This window comes from Pontibacillus litoralis JSM 072002, assembly GCF_000775615.1.
Taxonomy (GTDB): Bacteria; Bacillota; Bacilli; order Bacillales; family BH030062; genus Pontibacillus; species Pontibacillus litoralis.
The window spans coordinates 1-15406 of the sequence record NZ_AVPG01000038.1 but is presented as its reverse complement, the minus strand read 5'-3'; the positions used below and the strand labels follow the sequence as shown (position 1 = coordinate 15406).

The window sequence follows — 15406 nt, the reverse complement described above, 5'->3', positions numbered from 1 at the left end:
CTATATTGAACCAATCATAAGTTTTCATATCGTTAGTGAACATGGTATAATTCTTATTGAGAAGGGGAATTTCTTCCCCTCTCTGGACTACTTGCGACGTTTCTTCTTGCCTGGAGAGCGTCGCTTCTTCTTTTTCTCTTTTTTCCTGTCTTTCATTTCACCTAAGTTTTTTATCGTGGTTACTGTAGCCGCTATGCTAGCTGTAGACCAAGTTATTAATCTAAGTATTCTTTCGACATCTTCCATGTTCACCTTTTTCCCTCCTTCCTTACTTAATATTATAGCATTTATATTAACGAACGTAAATATAAAGTTGTTGTTTTACTCCCTTATTTCATAAAGAAAAAACACCCAAGCTAATATACTTGAGTGCTTTTTTAAATTTATTTATATTTATTTCACACTACCATATTAACATGTAATCTATGACACGTTCAAGACAGATTTGCGACAGGCTTACCTTTCAAACTTTATCGCATCAACCCCGAAAAATATAACTGGCAACTCTTTAAATGCCTTGTCCAACCATCTATGCGCTGTTCTGGTATCGATGTTCATTTCATCAGCTATATCTTGCGTGGTGTATTTACGTTTTGTTAAATACTTCATCTCGAGTACTCGAAAATATTTCAACTCATCCTCACTACAAGATCGCTTGTAAGCTTCCATTTTCCCTCTGACAAAATACACCATAGCAATGGACTTCGTTTTACTCTGCTTAATAGATTCAATGCTTTCGACGTTAATTTCGTCAATATCCAAGTCCTGAATAGATGTATTCTCGAGTTTTATTAAATCATCTTCTAGCTTCTCGCAGTGAAGCACTAGAGCCCTGTAATGCTTCAGCAGTAGTTTAATATTACGTAAACGCCTGTCATGCTTTTCTTGATTCCGTTTGTCTTCATCCTCTTTAAAAGCTCTTATTGCTTCTCGTGAAGCCGTTTCAGTAATTAACTTTAGCTGTTTTTCTGTAATGTGCATCAGGCATCCTCCTTCACTTTCTCAATCCGTGCTTTCAATGCAGTTAACAAACTTTCTTGTGTTGCAGCTTTCCCTTTCAACGCTTCTTCTACGTTTTCGTCCATCCCACCCTGTACTGTTAACCTGTGGATAAACACTTTTTCTTTTTGTCCTTGTCTGGCCAACCTTGCATTAGCCTGTTGATACAGTTCTAGGTTCCAATTCAACCCGAACCAAATGATGTGGTTTCCACCTTGTTGCAGGTTTAATCCGTAACCAGCTGATGCTGGATGGGCAAGTAGTATATCAATCTCTTTATTATTCCAGTCAAGTTCATCTTGGGCTGTTTTTAACTCTCTTACACGTAATCCTTTTTTGGCCAATGCTTTTTGTATTCTCGTTTTATCATGCTGAAAATTATAAAAGACTAGTGCAGGAGATCCATTTAGGGCTTCAATTAATTCCAGAAATGCCTCCATCTTGTTATTGTGTATTTCTAATGCATTTTTATCCTCGTCGTAAACAGCTCCGTTACATAGTTGCAGAAGTTTATTCCCCAGAACTGCCGCCGATGTAGCCGTAATTTCCGATTCATCCACTTCTAGCAACATTTCCTTTTCCAGCTTCTCATAAGCTTTTTTAGCTTTATCGTCTAAAACTACCGGAACCGAGTTATAAGTAACAGCTGGAAGCTCGATATAATCCTCTGCTTTCATACTCACGACGATGTCACTGATTAAACTATGAATTTTTCTATCGGCTCCATCTTTCGGTGCGTAAGAGAATATCCTGTCCCTATTCCTCTGATCCGGTTCAAAATACCGTTCCCGAAAACCAGTAATTCTTTTACCTAATCTTTGGCCACCGTCTAGTAAAAAGATTTGCGCCCATATGTCCAGTAGCCCGTTAGGTGAAGGGGTACCTGTTAACTGAACTTGTCTTTTGATATGCGGTCGTACACTTTTTAAGGCTTTGAACCTTTTTGACTGGTGATTTTTAAAGCTACTCGATTCATCAACTACTACCATGTCAAATGGCCAAGAATTACGGTAATAGTCAGTTAGCCATACTACGTTATCCCTGTTAATCACGTATATATCAGCTGGTGTGTTTAAAGCTCTGATTCGTTTTGTTTGGCTTCCAAGCACAATGGAAAAACGTAATAATTGCAGGTGATTCCACTTTTTAGCCTCATTCGTCCAAGTACCTTGGGCTACCTTTTTAGGTGCAATCACTAAAACCTTATTCACTGCGAAACGGTTGTACTTTAAATCGTTAATAGCAGTTAGTGTAATTACAGTTTTACCTAAGCCCATATCAAGCCATAAAGCAATAAAAGGATCATTTAATATTCGATTGATGTTATATCTCTGGTAGCTGTGCGGTGTAAACTTAACCATTTGCACCTCTCGCTTCTTGTATGAACTCATTTACCCCATCTTTTGAATCGATCACTAGTACTTCACAACCGAAACTGGATATATCCCGCATTTGCTTTAATTGCAGAGGTCTTGGCTTCTTCCCAGGTGCTTTTAACTCAACAAAGTAAATATTGTTACCCGGGAAAATAACTAATCGATCTGGCACACCATCATTCCCAGGTGATTCAAACTTATACGCTTTTCCACCTGCTTCTTTGGCTCTCTTTCTTAGGTATTCTTCTATATCTTTTTCTCGCATTTTTTCAAACCTCCGGAAATCAAATTGTTAACCTTAACCCCGCATGCACGTATATAGTACATAAACAGGGCGATTAGGCGTATATAGTAACTGCCTAATACCTCTATATATATCTATTTATTTACTTTTATATATTTAAAGTTGACAAAGTAGACAGATAATAATAAATATAGATGTATCAACGGATTGGCTGTCAACTTTCCCCGTCAACCTTTAAAAAATTTGAGGTTGACAAGGTTGACACTCTTATTTTTAACAAAGTTGACATTTCACTTAGAAAGTAGACGTTTTACCTTTAGAAGGTTGACACTTTTATTGCAATTTAACGTATCCACCTTTTACTCTTCCGTATGGTCCGTAACGGAAAGAGTTTGGCTTCTTCTGCCATCCTGGAATGCCGTCTAAAATATCGTTGATACGCATTGTTTCAGAACGCTTCATGCGATTTACCTTTTCGTTGAAGCATTCCACCCATATTTCAGCAGCACACACACGGTCACGTTCAACTGTTTCTGTGTCACTGCTTCCAAACTCACCAGACCAATAGAGTTTCCTTGCAGCAATGTCTTTTTTATTCCAATCTACAGGGACTTTACGTTCTACAAATTCTTTAATAATACTTTCCCAAGGATCTTGTTCTGCGTGGCCTTCCTGTTGTCGTTTCGCCTCTTCTAAAAGATCTCCTGTTAGAATCAGAGACTCGCCCAGCCGCCAATTCATAACAGCTTCTGCCCACAATTGATCAACTTCACTATCTAAATCCTGAAACACGTTTTTAACAGGTTGTTGAATACCTACATCAATAGGTAAAAATCGTCTGCCACCAGTAGGATCCTTTAAGTAATCACTCCTGTTACTAGTTCCAAAGAACACACAGCGCCTAGGGTGCTTCTCTGTTTTACGTGCATAGGCAGCACGATAATGATCTTCCGTTCTCGTCAAAAACCCTTTAATGGTATTTAAATCTGATTTATTGTAGGCACTCATTTCACCTACCTCAACTATCCAAACACCCTGCAGGAGTTCAGCTGCATCTTTACCTTCAAACGATTCAATAGAATCGGTAAACCACGCCTGTCCCATCTTATGAACGAGAGTCGATTTACCTAACCCCTGCGCTCCCGTAAGCACTGGCATCGTGTCATACTTCATTCCTGGTTGCATGGCTCTTGCTACAGCTGCAGTAAATGATTTACGAGTAACAGCTTTGGTATAAGGTGTATCTGCTGCACCTAGATAATCAATAAATAAGCCATCAAGACGCTTCACACCATCCCATTGCAAGTTGTTAAGATAATCTGTGACAGGGTTAAAAGCATGATTAGCTGCACATTGATTTAAAGCGTGCATCAACTTGTCTTTAGACTGAAAACCTAATATCTTTTCTAGATATATAATTAAGCCTGAATCATCTTTTTCTCCCCAAATAAATTCCCCGTTCTCACGATCTCTAGGTGCCCAGGGTAAAGGAGCAATGCCGATAATAGCGTCCGCAAACTCATCCAGTTTAATGCGCCCTCTTAAATTAGACTCTCCCTCTAAAGCAATTAAAATATTTTCAATCGTTTTCTGAGGTTGGCCAGTTGTTGGACTTATTTTCAGCTGCTGAATCCAGTTCAAACCATCTTTAGTTGCAGGCGTATCAGATGATGTGCCAAAGTCCTCAACAGCCTGTTCATACCGTTCTTGATTAATAATTGTTGCAACTCCTGCATCATTTAATGCAAAAGATGCCATCTGTGTATAAGAAGGCAACCGGTTAATGGGCGTATCCGGTTTTGCTTCGTCGTCTAATTCACCGAATTTATGGAGCCTTACCAAGTCATACGCATTCACTAAGCGCCCACTACACGGATCCGTCGCATGGTGAGAATAGAGAAATAACCCATCTTCATAAACGACTGCACCGCCAACAGTAGACCCTTCTACAAAGGTGTATCTACTCCCATCGTCGGACGGTTCATAAACACCAGGTAAAAAGGTTTCAATAGCAGTGTGAATGTCATATTGCCGACAAAATGCTCCTACAACACCACGTTTTTCTGTTGGATTACCTTGCTTAGCAGCAAGTCGAACATGTTTGTTATCTTCGCCTTGTACTCTTGGCCATTCGTCAATGTCGTGCCAATCACTGTACATGTTAAGCAGTCCATCAGCGTCTACAAATGGCTTATCAGCATAACGGTATACGTATTGACTGTCAGCTGAACAACTTGGCCAATACATCAGTCTCGACGCTTCAAAGGTTGTTGGATCCGCAAACGACATACCGATAATAGATGCTAATTTACGTGCTAACGGCTCATACTCATCTGCCGTGACGGTTCTACTTAAAGGAGCTAGCACCCGTAACCTAGGCTTACCAGGCTCATGTTTACGGGTACTATAAGCTACGTAAGCACATCCTAACCCTTCTAAACGGCGTATAACATCGTCTGTTCCACCTGCAGGAATGTTATCTAAATCAAGCGTGATAATATCCCTAGAAAGTACGTTAGAAGCTTTACGACGATTGCTTTTCAATTCACCGGCTACAAATCCACCAACATCTTTTAAATCATCTTGCTGCCTTTTTGGTAGTTTTAAATACTCTTCAAGAGTTTCTTGGCCACGTACTGCTGTACGAAGCTTGTCTAGTAACTCAGACCAATATAAGTTTTGAGCAGGCCACTGGGTAGCCTTTCGACTACCTCCAGTGGATATTGTTAGTTCTCTATCATAATGTATTACCAAGTTCTCACCTGCTTTCTAGCCAAGGACTTTCCAGCCTTGACGCTTCCTTGCGTTAAGTTCATACTTCTTCAAAGGTTCATAGATAAACACTTTTTGTTCTCCTTCAAAACGAAATAGCAGGAACCATTTAGGCTTTCTTTTCTTCACAGCACCGATACCTCTTGTAATTCAGCTTGCGAAAATTCACTGCCTTCCGGAAAAAAGCTAGACAGATCATTAAGTCGTAAAACCCCTTTACGAGATCCTTTATAATACCTAACAAGTAACGCTTCTTCTGTTATTTCTTCAGTTAAGAAATGTCCCTTTAACCCTTTAATAAAACGACTATATAATTTATAATTAATAACGATGCTTCCTATTTGTCTCGGCTCCATGTATCTAGGACTGAAACTCCACACAAAATCTTCAAGCTTCGATATTTTTTTGCTAAGAGCACCTCGTTTCATGCTTCCGGATCCATCTTTCTCAAGTATCTTAATCTCAGCTTTCAAAGTTTTAATCTCCGATTTCTTGCTGTCCAGCAATGTTTTTAACGGGTCCATATCACTACCTCCTCACAGGCATAACGATTATTTCATAGTTTTCTGCCGTGAAAGACACAGGGCGCATCGGACCGCCACAAGATAAAATGACTTTGTCTACTTTTGCATCTTTAAAGAAGCAGAACACTTGATAAAAATACATAACATTTATGTCAACTTTTATATCAGACTCAACTTTACCTAAATAAAGCTTAAAAGATTCTTTATTTTCATTGGTTACCCTCAAGAGAAATTCTCCACGTTCAACTTCCAAAGTACCAACCATGCTAATTTTACTGGCAACCTCTATTAAACTCAGATATGGCTCTAAATCTCTCATGTTTAACGTAAGAGATTCTTTATAGCTCACGTCTGAAATGCGAACAACATCCGGAAATTTAACATCCATTTTCTTTCCAGTTTTATAGTGTATCGTACGACTCGAAATGTTATGCGCACGTTTAATTGCTAATAGTTTGTGTGCATCCATTACATAGATTGACCCATTTTCGTGAAAATGTATGCCTTCTAACCCTTTTTCGCGGTATTCACCCGATACAAAGTTTTTCGCATGCTTTTTAAGGAGCTTTTCAATCACAGCGAGAACCCTCCAGTCTATCAAGATGCTCCTCAATCTTAACCGCCACCTTTTCACAACCTTGCAGGAGATGTAAAAGTTCACGGATGCGCGCGACGCTACGCTGGCGTTTAACCCGTTCAGCTTCTAAATATTTAAAACCGTCTACAAGTTCCTCTTTCGCCATTTCCAACCAATTATAATTATCACGTGGATCTAAGGGTTTACCGTATTTAGCTACTCCTTTTTCTTCTTGACTAATCGCTACCCCTGAGAACTCAGCAATAGAACGTCTAAGATGGTCACTCATAAGTTAAACCTCCTGCCTGTTAATTGAACTTGATTTACTGAAACCTTTTGGGTACCTCTTGTTCAGTTTTTCTATATTCGCTTGGGCAACTTCTGCGAGTGATAACCCGAATAATCTAGAAATCTGCGATAAATACCAAAGTACATCACCTAATTCTTTTTCTATTTCATCCAACGGGATACTGTGGCCATGAAACTGACCTTTTTTAATTAAATCGGCAAATTCCCCAGCTTCGCCTGCAAGTCCCAGAGTATAATTCAACAGCTCATTCTCGTGTGGATTTGCTGTTCTTGAGGATATTTTTTGGTAATCATTTAGATGCATAGTTTTTCCTCCCATTAATGTGATCACTGTGTACCAGCGCATAAACTTGACCGTTAAACGTTACTTTAGTAGGAACTCCATTCTTCACTTTTAAAACTTTAATTACAGGCCTGTATTTATCCCCTCTGCACCTCAACTTATAACGCGGCATACAAACCCTCCTTATAACTTAATACCGACTGTACATTTTTCAGGATTTCTCCTGCTCTCTAACCTTCGTTTTGCAGTAGGTGTAGTTAACCAATAGATATATTCAGGCTGAACGCCTAACTCTTTTGCACATTCTTCTTTTGTACCTATACATAAAAGTTTTTCACCTTTATAAATAGCGTATTCCTGTTCCAACTGACTGCCCTCCTTAATCCTTCATGTAGTAATCCGATATAAACCCGTCTGCATTTAACGGTAATCCAGGAGCCCACTGTATAGGCTGTTTCATAATATTTTCTATCTTTTCTAAGTCCACCCGTTCTTGTGGTACATCCAAAACTACCTCATCGTGTATATGCATGATAGATTCATAGCCTGCTTTATCTAAACGTGCCAATGTAACTGCTAAGCAATCACGAGCAATTGCTTGTACAACGTTCTCCGTTAACTTCCCGCCATAAGTAGATATCTTCTCCCACTTTTTTGTGGTTTGGTTCATTCCACGGTAGTGGATAGCTTCTTTACCGAAATCATTCTCAGCAAGAAACGGATTTACATAGAAAAGCTTTCTACTACTTGGCAACGTAATGGTTAAGAAGTCTAACCCGTTTTGTATATCACTTTCTCGTTGTAGCAATAAACCTTTTACACCCTGTGGTTGCCCTGTACGCATAACAGCTAATGCAGCATTTTCCAAGCTGTACCACAGATCTACAATTCTTCTGTTGGAAGAGCGCCAACGCTTTACAATGTCAGGAAGTTCTTCTTCTGCAAGCCCCATATTTAAAGCTCCCATACTAATTAACGCACCTGCAGCACCTTGATACCCTAAAGCAAGTTCAGCTACTTTTCCTTTTTGACGTAAATCAGATCCTTTTGTTATTTCTTCTATAGGCACTCCAAACATGGCTGATGCTGATGCTTCGTATATCTTTCCGTGCGTGTTGAAAACATCCATTCTCCATTGTTCACCTGCTAGCCAAGCTATCACTCTAGCTTCAATAGCATTAAAATCAGATATGGCCAACTTATTACCCTCTGATGGTATAAATGCTGTGCGTATAAGTTCAGACAGCGTATTAGGCACGTTTCCATAAATAACTTTTAACGCATCTGCTTTTTTCTCTCTAGCAAGTTCTCGGGCCAAATCTAATGTATCCAAGTAATTACGTGGAAGGTTTTGCACCTGCACTAAACGCCCAGCCCATCGACCTGTACGGTTAGCACCATAAAACTGTAAAAGCCCTCTTACCCTGCCGTCTTCACACACTGCATCTTTCATAGCCTGGTATTTCTTCACGCTAGTTTTGGACATTTCCTGTCTAATCTCAAGTACTCTTTTTATGTCTCCAGAAGTATTCTCCAAGAGTTCTAAAACGGTATCTTTTTGTAAGTTCTCTACTTCCAGCCCTTGTTGTGCAAGCCATTGCTTTAATTGAGCTGCACTGTTCGGATTACTTAAACCAGTTATGCTTACAGCTTCTTCTTTCAATTCCGACGTAATTAAGTTGCTGGAATAGATAGCTCCGTCGACCAATTCCTGATCTACTTTGATCCCTCGGACATTGATTTGTTGATCAAGCTCCCATAATTTTTGTTCAGCTTCTGGAACAGGAAACCTAGATAAACGATTTTCGATTTCCTTTTCAACCTCAACGTCTTGAATACAATACTCTTTAAACAGCTCCCACTTTTCCGGCTCATGGTGAGGTAAAGTCCTAGTACGATTACCGTTGTTCTTTGTTGGTTTAGTAGGCGTACAAAACAACTTTATTAGCGAGTTGCCAACTGTCATCTTACGCTTATCTTGCGGGAGACCGATAGCTTTTGCCGTTGCTCCTAGTCCTGCTGTATAGCCACAATACATACCATGAAGCATAGTATCTCGCCATAGATCAAGCCATACTTCAGGAAGTGAAAGACCAAAATATTTACTAAGGCAGTACCACTCAAAAGCTGCGTTGTATGCATGTAAAGTAACATCTGGGTTTCTCATAGCACTCACAACGTTTTGAGGTATTTCTTCACCCCGTGCAATATCAACTATTCGTGCTGTCTCTCCGTTTATGGAATAAGCAAATAGCAAAACTTCAAAATCAGGGGATTGCACATACTTGTACAATCCCGATTTTTTAATGTCTACACTGGAAAAAGTTTCGATATCAATATTAAGCGTTTTGATCATATTCCATACACGCCACCGTTAATTGGTTGACCTGTGATTGGATCAACTTGTTGTTGCATCGGTTGCTGAACCGGAGGCTGTTGCTGATATTGCTGACCGCCCATTGGATTACCTGCCCAAGGGTTTCCTTGATTTTGCATTGGTTGCTGTTGCATCGGCTGTTGTTGTGGCTGAACAGGTGCGAAATCTTCATCAGCAGCTGGAGCTGATGCTCCTAAAGGTTCACCATCACGAGTTTTCTGCACGTTTGTACTGATGTAAACACCCACACCTTTTTTACCAGCAAAAGCATAAGGGCTAAAATTTAAAGCAATTTTTCCGTACATCCCGCTGTAAACTTCTGTTGCGTCCATAACTGGACTAAGATCAGGTCCAACAATTTTTGGCGGATAGTCAACTCCTGTTGATGCTGTAAACACCCAATGACCTTTACACTCTGGACCAAACGGCATGCCGTCAGACGGTTTTACTCCATCACCGTCGTGGATAGGTACCGCCACATTCGGAGGTACTACACCATTCCATTTTTCAGCTTTTCCTTTTGCTTTAGCTGCCTCGATAGCAGCGTCAATTTTCTGCTTAGTAGCTATATCTGACTTAGGTAAAAGAATCGTTGCACTGTATTTCGGCTCCCCGCCGTATTGGTTTTCCCTCGGTTTTAATAGATTCACAAAGCTAAAGCGAACTTCCCCTGATACAATACGTGTGTTTTGATTAGTCATAGTTCCATTTCTCCTTTTAAAATTATTTGTGGTAATCTCCAATAACACCCATTAACTAAAATCCTCTGTTGCGCTAACTTCATTAGTTATTGCTTGCCTTTTATCTGTTGCAGGAGCAAGGGTTGGTTTACCCGGTGATTTTTGTACCAATCCCGGTTCCTCTAATAACTCACGGTACTCTTTTTTTCCTAGTTCTTTTTCTAATTTAGGAACTGTTAAAGGAACTCTTTCATAAAGCAAAGCTTCTTTAATTCCGTGTGCTTTAAGATGTTGAAAAGCTTTGTCTTGATCTACATAATTTCTACTTCCTCGTCCTTCAACAGCTTTCCATCCTGCAATTTCATTTCCTTTTAAGCTTTCTTTAAGTGCATACTCCTTTAGAGCTCTAACCCATGATTCCAAGTGTTTTGCTTTCTCTAATGCTTGGCCAACTTCTTCGTTACTAATCAACGGTGGTTTCATCTGTTTAAAATCATCCAACGTGCTGTACTGTTCCATACGTGCACGACAAGTTGCTTTTGCTTTACAAAACTTGCAATGCTCCCCTGGAACATACTCTCCATCACCCTTGAAAGCTTTTTGGGCAACAGGCTTGATTTCTTCTCCCCACTTAAGCAAATCTTCCAGTGGCAGTTCATATTCTGAAACATTATCAAGTCTTGGTTGCACAATGGATAAATGCACTTTAGAAATAGGATAGAGAAAGCTGTATGCAGCATAAGCCCCTAAAGCATAAAGTTTCATTTGAGGGTTATCCTCCGCACTTACTGGAACACCTTTACCATATTTAAAGTCATTAACATATAATGTATTTCCACCAATGATGATACAGTCCGCTGTTCCAAATCCCTCGGGAACATAAGTACTGAAATCCACTTTCTTTTCCACAGCTACATATGGACTCACTTCCATGCCTAGAGTTAATTCTTTTAAGTAATCAAGGTACGATTCCGTGTGCTTTAACATTTCTTGTTGAAACAGTTCATTCTTTTTCATTTTGTTGAGACGTCGGGTAAATGTGCTTTTGGCCATCGGCTCAACAAAATACTTTCGTAACCTTAACTCCGCAATCTCATGAGCCAACGTACCTTCTGCTGCATACGTTGACCCTTTATCCTCAAACTGTTCTTCAAGTCGAGCACTAGGCGGGCAAGCTAGCCATCTATTTGATGCACTAGCAGATAACAAAGCGTGCGCCCGTTCAGCATGTGCAATTTGCTTGGCCATTATATCTTCGCTCCCATTTCCCGTAGTTTCGTAGCAAACGCGCCGTATTGCTCCTGTGGCAAAGCAGTCAAAGCTTGTACACCAAATTGACCAAGCAGCTGTACCAATTCTGTCTGCTTGCCTGCATCCATTAACTGAGAGGAAGCACGTGCCAGCTGGTCCATTGTATAAGTCTGCTCCACTGTCGGTACCGCGTCTGGTTGAGCTTGCTGTACAGGAGGTTGTTGCTGTACAGCTGTTTGTTGTTGGATTGGAACAGATTGAACAGTCGGTTGCTGTTGCACAGCTGGTTGTTCTTGTTGCACTGGAGCTTGTTGATGTACTGCAGGCTCCTGTCGGACTTGTTCCTCTGTCACTTTAGACAGACCACTAGTTGATAAGGCTTGTGCCAAGGATAAAACCGCGTTTGTAAATGCTTGATCTATTGAAATTTTAATTTCCATTAGTAATTTACCTCCTAAATGTTCTTGCTTTGTTTCAACAAGACAAGTTATAATAATGCCGATAAACTCTTTCTTTTAGTCTGATGCGCCAACATCAGGCTTTTTTCTTTTAAAACAAAACCAATATAACCCCGATCACTATCGCAAATGCAATAGGGTAAAACACATCAGGATCCAGTAGCTTATTCAAAACCAATTCCTCCTGGTAACTTCCTGCTTATCTATGAGTTTCAACAACCTTATCGCTTCATCAGTCGCACTTCTACTGTTTTTCATACGCTGTAACTCTTCTAGCGCATTGGCTACGTTACGATGGTGCACTGCTGCGTTTTCAAACTCGCCCTGGGCCACGCACCGGATTGCGTGCATAAGGTTATAATCATAAACAGCTAACTGCTTGTCCGCTTTTTCTTGGTCCTTTAGTAAAAACATAGATAGCTTACTAGACATTTATCTCACCTCCTCACAAACTACGTTCAGCTGATACAGAGCGATAAAGTTGCATTAATTCTGTGTGGTTGCGATTAAACTCTTTATTGTTGAGCGCTGGGATGCGATATGCCATTTCTAAATCAGTCATAAGATTAGCTAAGCGTCGCTGTTTAATTTGCTCATTAGTCACGCGCAAAATGTCATTAAAGCGCTTTGTGTATCTCTGCATCTCTCCAAAAGTCATTTGTTCGGTCATTTACTTTCCCTCCTATTCTTTTCAAAGGCTTGTCCTATCAAGCAATCCCCGACAAGGGATTACTTATTTACTAACACATGCTCTTTACCTGTTGTCATAAACGCATAAGCTAACTTACATCGATCGGCTAGTTCCTTATAATCATGAGAATTAAGTTCTTGTTTTTCTCCATCAACAAGCCTGAAGTGTCTTACGTTATAACTAACTTTTTTTCGCAAGATTTACACCTCCTTGCTATATGCTATGAAGTCATGAATGTGGGACTAACCATATTTCTTCATCAACAACATTCAAGCTCCTCATTCGCATATGGTGCGACATTGCCATTAAAAAAAATTGCAACTGATTCTTCTTTAGATAAATTCAATACATTTACAATGGAATTAGCTTCTTTAATTGATAAAGTCTCACCTTTTCTATTTAACTTTCTATAGAGAGTACTCTTATCTACACCAATCTTATCAGCTAATTCTTCGATGTTCATTTCATGTTCAACAATTTTCCCTTTCAACTTATTCACATTCATCACAAGTACCACCTCCTTTTTGTCGCGTATCATGCGATTGGTTTCATCATAAATCATTATTAAATTAACGTCAAGAAAAAAGTCGCATTTTGTAATAATATTTTTTAAGTTAGTCTATAAAAAGTTGCATATTTGCGACAAAATGTGTTATTATCTAATTGAAAGAGAGGTGATGATAATGAAAATAGGTGATAGAATACGAAAAAGAAGAAAAGAACTTAAGTTATCCGTTGACCAGTTGGCTGAAATGTTAGGTAAAAATAGAGCGACTATATACAGATACGAAAGCAACGAAATTGAAAACATGCCAATCTATATAATCCAACCTTTAGCCGAGGCATTAGGACTCTCCCCTGCTTATTTGATGGGCTGGGAAGAAGACGATGAAGAGAATACTACTATTAAAGAAACAACATCCACTTATAACTACTTCCCCCAATCTATATCGGCAGGTTTACCATTGCGTATAGATGGTATGATAGAAGAATCTGAAGTCAAAGTTCCTAATTCTATCATGGGGAAATGGGCTGGAGACCACGATATTTTTATGCTCAAGGTAAACGGTGAATCTATGAACAAAATAATCCCTCACGGCTCATTAATTGCTGTTAAGCCTATCGAATCCCATAACTTGAAAGAAGGGGATATTGTCGTTTATTCCGATGGCGGCGATTATTCTGTAAAACATTATTTTAGAGATGGCGAAAGAATTATTTTTAAGCCTAGCTCACATGATCAACGTTTTTATGACTATATAACAAATGTTGATAACGACAGTTTAGAAATACACGGTAAAGTAGTTGTTTATATTGTAGAACTTGACTAAATTACTTAGCGCTAATTAATTTAACCAGGCAGGCTGATCCCCTGTCTCTTTTTTATAAGGATGTGATGGAGATGAAAGTCGCTGCATATCTTCGGGTCAGTACAGATGAACAAGTAGAATCTGGGCACTCTTTAGAAGAACAAAAAGAAAGACTAGAAGCTTATGCCAAAGTTATGGGGTGGGATAAACCTATACTTTATATTGATGATGGATACTCGGCAGGCAGTTTAAAGCGACCACAAATGCAAAAATTATTAAAAGACATAGAAAAAGGAAAAATAGAAATTTTAATGACAACGAAATTGGATAGGTTAAGTAGAAACCTATTTGATTTACTACAAGTAATAAAATTCATGGAGACGCATGATTGTAACTACGTATCAGCAACAGAGAGTTTTGATACATCTACTGCAGCAGGAAGAATGGTATTACACCTGTTGGGTGTTTTTGCAGAGTTTGAGCGCGGTCGAACTAGCGAGCGCGTGAAGGATAATATGGCCTCCCTTGCACGTAACACTAACATGGCTTTAGCTGGACCCTGCTTTGGTTTTGATATTGTCGATAAAAAGTACGTAATAAACAAAAAAGAAGCTAAATACGGAGTGAAAATGGTTGAAATGACCGAAAATGGTCACGGCACTCGGTCAATTGCGCAATGGCTCAACAGTATGAATGTAAAAACGAAACGTGGTAAGCAATGGGATTCTACGGCGGTTCGTAGGTTATTAAGAACTGAAACGATCTGTGGAACAAGAGTGACCAACAAAAGAAAACAAGTAAATGGAAAAACAGTTGTGCGTCCCAAAGAGGAATGGATTGTTAAAGAGGACAATCATAGAGGTTTTATCTCTGCTGAAAGATTCAAAAATCTACAAAATATATTAGACTCAAGAAAAATAAACAAGCAACACGAAAACGAAACGTATCTGCTAACGGGAGTATTAAAGTGTGGTCATTGCGGAAGTACAATGAAAGGTAGCTCTGCTCGTATAAATAGAGGTGATAAAAAGTATGAGTATTATCGCTATATATGCTCGTCTTACGTAAAAGCACATGGTTGTAAGCATCACGCTGTGCATCGTGAAGATATAGAGAATGAGGTAATTACACAAATTGAAAACTTAACTAATTTGTCTAATAAAGAATTACGACTGAAAGTGGTGGCTAGCAATGAAAATGAAGATGCAGTTGAGTTAAAACAAGCTCTAGAAGCTTTAGATAAACAAATGATGAGGCAAATTGAAGCGTATGGCAAAGGTTTGATTGAAGAAGAAGATCTACAAAGGTCTAATAAGCACGTGAAAGAACAACGGCAATTATTACGTAATCAGTTGGACTCATTAGAACAAATTGATACATCGGGGTTGCTAAAACAAAAAGCAAAATCACTCTTAGCCGACATTAAAAGCGTAGATAGAAAAAAAGCAAAAACAACTATTGCACAGCTTGTCGATCACCTCGTGTTAACTGACGAGGATATTGATATCATTTGGCGTATTTAATTTATGTTTTTCAAAACAAAAGGTGACCCGAT

The 15406-nt window shown here is 39.2% G+C and carries 21 protein-coding genes; 2 read left to right on the top strand and 19 right to left on the bottom strand.

The features are described from left to right. Positions 1-87: 87 nt before the first annotated feature. The 19 genes from N784_RS16735 to N784_RS15105 form a co-directional block, all read right to left on the bottom strand. Positions 88-252 carry a hypothetical protein gene (locus N784_RS16735; protein ID WP_156965289.1) on the bottom strand — a complete coding sequence of 55 codons (165 nt, stop codon included), beginning with the start codon at positions 250-252 and terminating at the stop codon, positions 88-90. Between the two features lie 204 nt (positions 253-456). Next, complete coding sequence (locus tag N784_RS15180; protein WP_036836294.1) at positions 457-981, bottom strand: hypothetical protein; 525 nt, start codon at positions 979-981, stop codon at positions 457-459. Next, positions 981-2360: a DEAD/DEAH box helicase gene (locus N784_RS15175; protein ID WP_036836292.1), complete on the bottom strand. Its 1380-nt coding sequence runs from the start codon at positions 2358-2360 to the stop codon at positions 981-983. The genes N784_RS15180 and N784_RS15175 overlap by 1 nt, the downstream gene beginning before the upstream one ends. After that, positions 2353-2640 (bottom strand): PDDEXK family nuclease, encoded by a 288-nt coding sequence (locus N784_RS15170; protein WP_036836291.1) that lies wholly within the window; start codon positions 2638-2640, stop codon positions 2353-2355. The genes N784_RS15175 and N784_RS15170 overlap by 8 nt, the downstream gene beginning before the upstream one ends. 312 nt (positions 2641-2952) lie before the next feature. Then, positions 2953-5373, bottom strand: coding sequence for a virulence-associated E family protein (locus tag N784_RS15165; protein WP_232306042.1), 2421 nt, complete (start codon positions 5371-5373; stop codon positions 2953-2955). Between the two features lie 15 nt (positions 5374-5388). Beyond that, positions 5389-5520, bottom strand: a complete 132-nt coding sequence (locus N784_RS17150) for a hypothetical protein (RefSeq protein ID WP_269745344.1) — start codon at positions 5518-5520, stop codon at positions 5389-5391. Then, on the bottom strand, positions 5517-5915 hold the full coding sequence (locus N784_RS15160) for a hypothetical protein (protein ID WP_036836289.1): 399 nt from the start codon (positions 5913-5915) through the stop codon (positions 5517-5519). Before N784_RS15160 ends, N784_RS17150 begins: the two co-directional genes overlap by 4 nt. Positions 5916-5919: 4 nt before the next feature. Then, positions 5920-6492 carry a beta clamp domain-containing protein gene (locus N784_RS15155; protein ID WP_036836288.1) on the bottom strand — a complete coding sequence of 191 codons (573 nt, stop codon included), beginning with the start codon at positions 6490-6492 and terminating at the stop codon, positions 5920-5922. Next, positions 6485-6781 (bottom strand): hypothetical protein, encoded by a 297-nt coding sequence (locus tag N784_RS15150; RefSeq protein WP_052127372.1) that lies wholly within the window; start codon positions 6779-6781, stop codon positions 6485-6487. The genes N784_RS15155 and N784_RS15150 overlap by 8 nt, the downstream gene beginning before the upstream one ends. A gap of 3 nt (positions 6782-6784) precedes the next feature. Beyond that, complete coding sequence (locus N784_RS15145) at positions 6785-7105, bottom strand: nucleoside triphosphate pyrophosphohydrolase family protein (RefSeq protein WP_036836287.1); 321 nt, start codon at positions 7103-7105, stop codon at positions 6785-6787. A 162-nt stretch (positions 7106-7267) separates the two neighbouring features. Then, positions 7268-7450: a hypothetical protein gene (locus N784_RS15140; protein ID WP_036836285.1), complete on the bottom strand. Its 183-nt coding sequence runs from the start codon at positions 7448-7450 to the stop codon at positions 7268-7270. 13 nt (positions 7451-7463) lie between these two features. Beyond that, a complete protein-coding gene (locus tag N784_RS15135; RefSeq protein WP_156965290.1) occupies positions 7464-9437 on the bottom strand; it encodes a DNA polymerase in 1974 nt (657 codons plus the stop codon). After that, a complete protein-coding gene (locus N784_RS15130; RefSeq protein WP_036836280.1) occupies positions 9437-10162 on the bottom strand; it encodes a DUF2815 family protein in 726 nt (241 codons plus the stop codon). Before N784_RS15130 ends, N784_RS15135 begins: the two co-directional genes overlap by 1 nt. A gap of 51 nt (positions 10163-10213) precedes the next feature. Continuing rightward, entirely contained in the window at positions 10214-11389 is a 1176-nt protein-coding gene (locus N784_RS15125) for a DUF2800 domain-containing protein (protein ID WP_036836279.1), read from the bottom strand. Further along, the gene (locus N784_RS16105) at positions 11389-11832 is read right to left on the bottom strand and encodes a hypothetical protein (protein WP_052127371.1); all 444 of its coding nucleotides are present in this window, start codon (positions 11830-11832) and stop codon (positions 11389-11391) included. Before N784_RS16105 ends, N784_RS15125 begins: the two co-directional genes overlap by 1 nt. Positions 11833-12018: 186 nt before the next feature. After that, on the bottom strand, positions 12019-12282 hold the full coding sequence (locus N784_RS15115) for a hypothetical protein (protein ID WP_036836277.1): 264 nt from the start codon (positions 12280-12282) through the stop codon (positions 12019-12021). 13 nt (positions 12283-12295) lie between these two features. Then, positions 12296-12520 carry a hypothetical protein gene (locus N784_RS15110; RefSeq protein ID WP_052127370.1) on the bottom strand — a complete coding sequence of 75 codons (225 nt, stop codon included), beginning with the start codon at positions 12518-12520 and terminating at the stop codon, positions 12296-12298. Positions 12521-12579: 59 nt separating this feature from the next. Beyond that, the gene (locus N784_RS16865) at positions 12580-12738 is read right to left on the bottom strand and encodes a hypothetical protein (protein ID WP_198134444.1); all 159 of its coding nucleotides are present in this window, start codon (positions 12736-12738) and stop codon (positions 12580-12582) included. A 62-nt stretch (positions 12739-12800) separates the two neighbouring features. Continuing rightward, the gene (locus tag N784_RS15105) at positions 12801-13046 is read right to left on the bottom strand and encodes a helix-turn-helix domain-containing protein (protein WP_232306043.1); all 246 of its coding nucleotides are present in this window, start codon (positions 13044-13046) and stop codon (positions 12801-12803) included. A gap of 178 nt (positions 13047-13224) precedes the next feature. On the opposite strand from N784_RS15105, the gene N784_RS15100 reads away from it, so the two are divergent. Together N784_RS15100 and N784_RS15095 are read left to right on the top strand one after the other, a co-directional pair. Next, complete coding sequence (locus N784_RS15100) at positions 13225-13872, top strand: LexA family protein (protein ID WP_036836275.1); 648 nt, start codon at positions 13225-13227, stop codon at positions 13870-13872. A 71-nt stretch (positions 13873-13943) separates the two neighbouring features. Further along, positions 13944-15374, top strand: a complete 1431-nt coding sequence (locus N784_RS15095) for a recombinase family protein (RefSeq protein WP_036836274.1) — start codon at positions 13944-13946, stop codon at positions 15372-15374. The last annotated feature ends 32 nt before the right edge of the window (positions 15375-15406 follow it).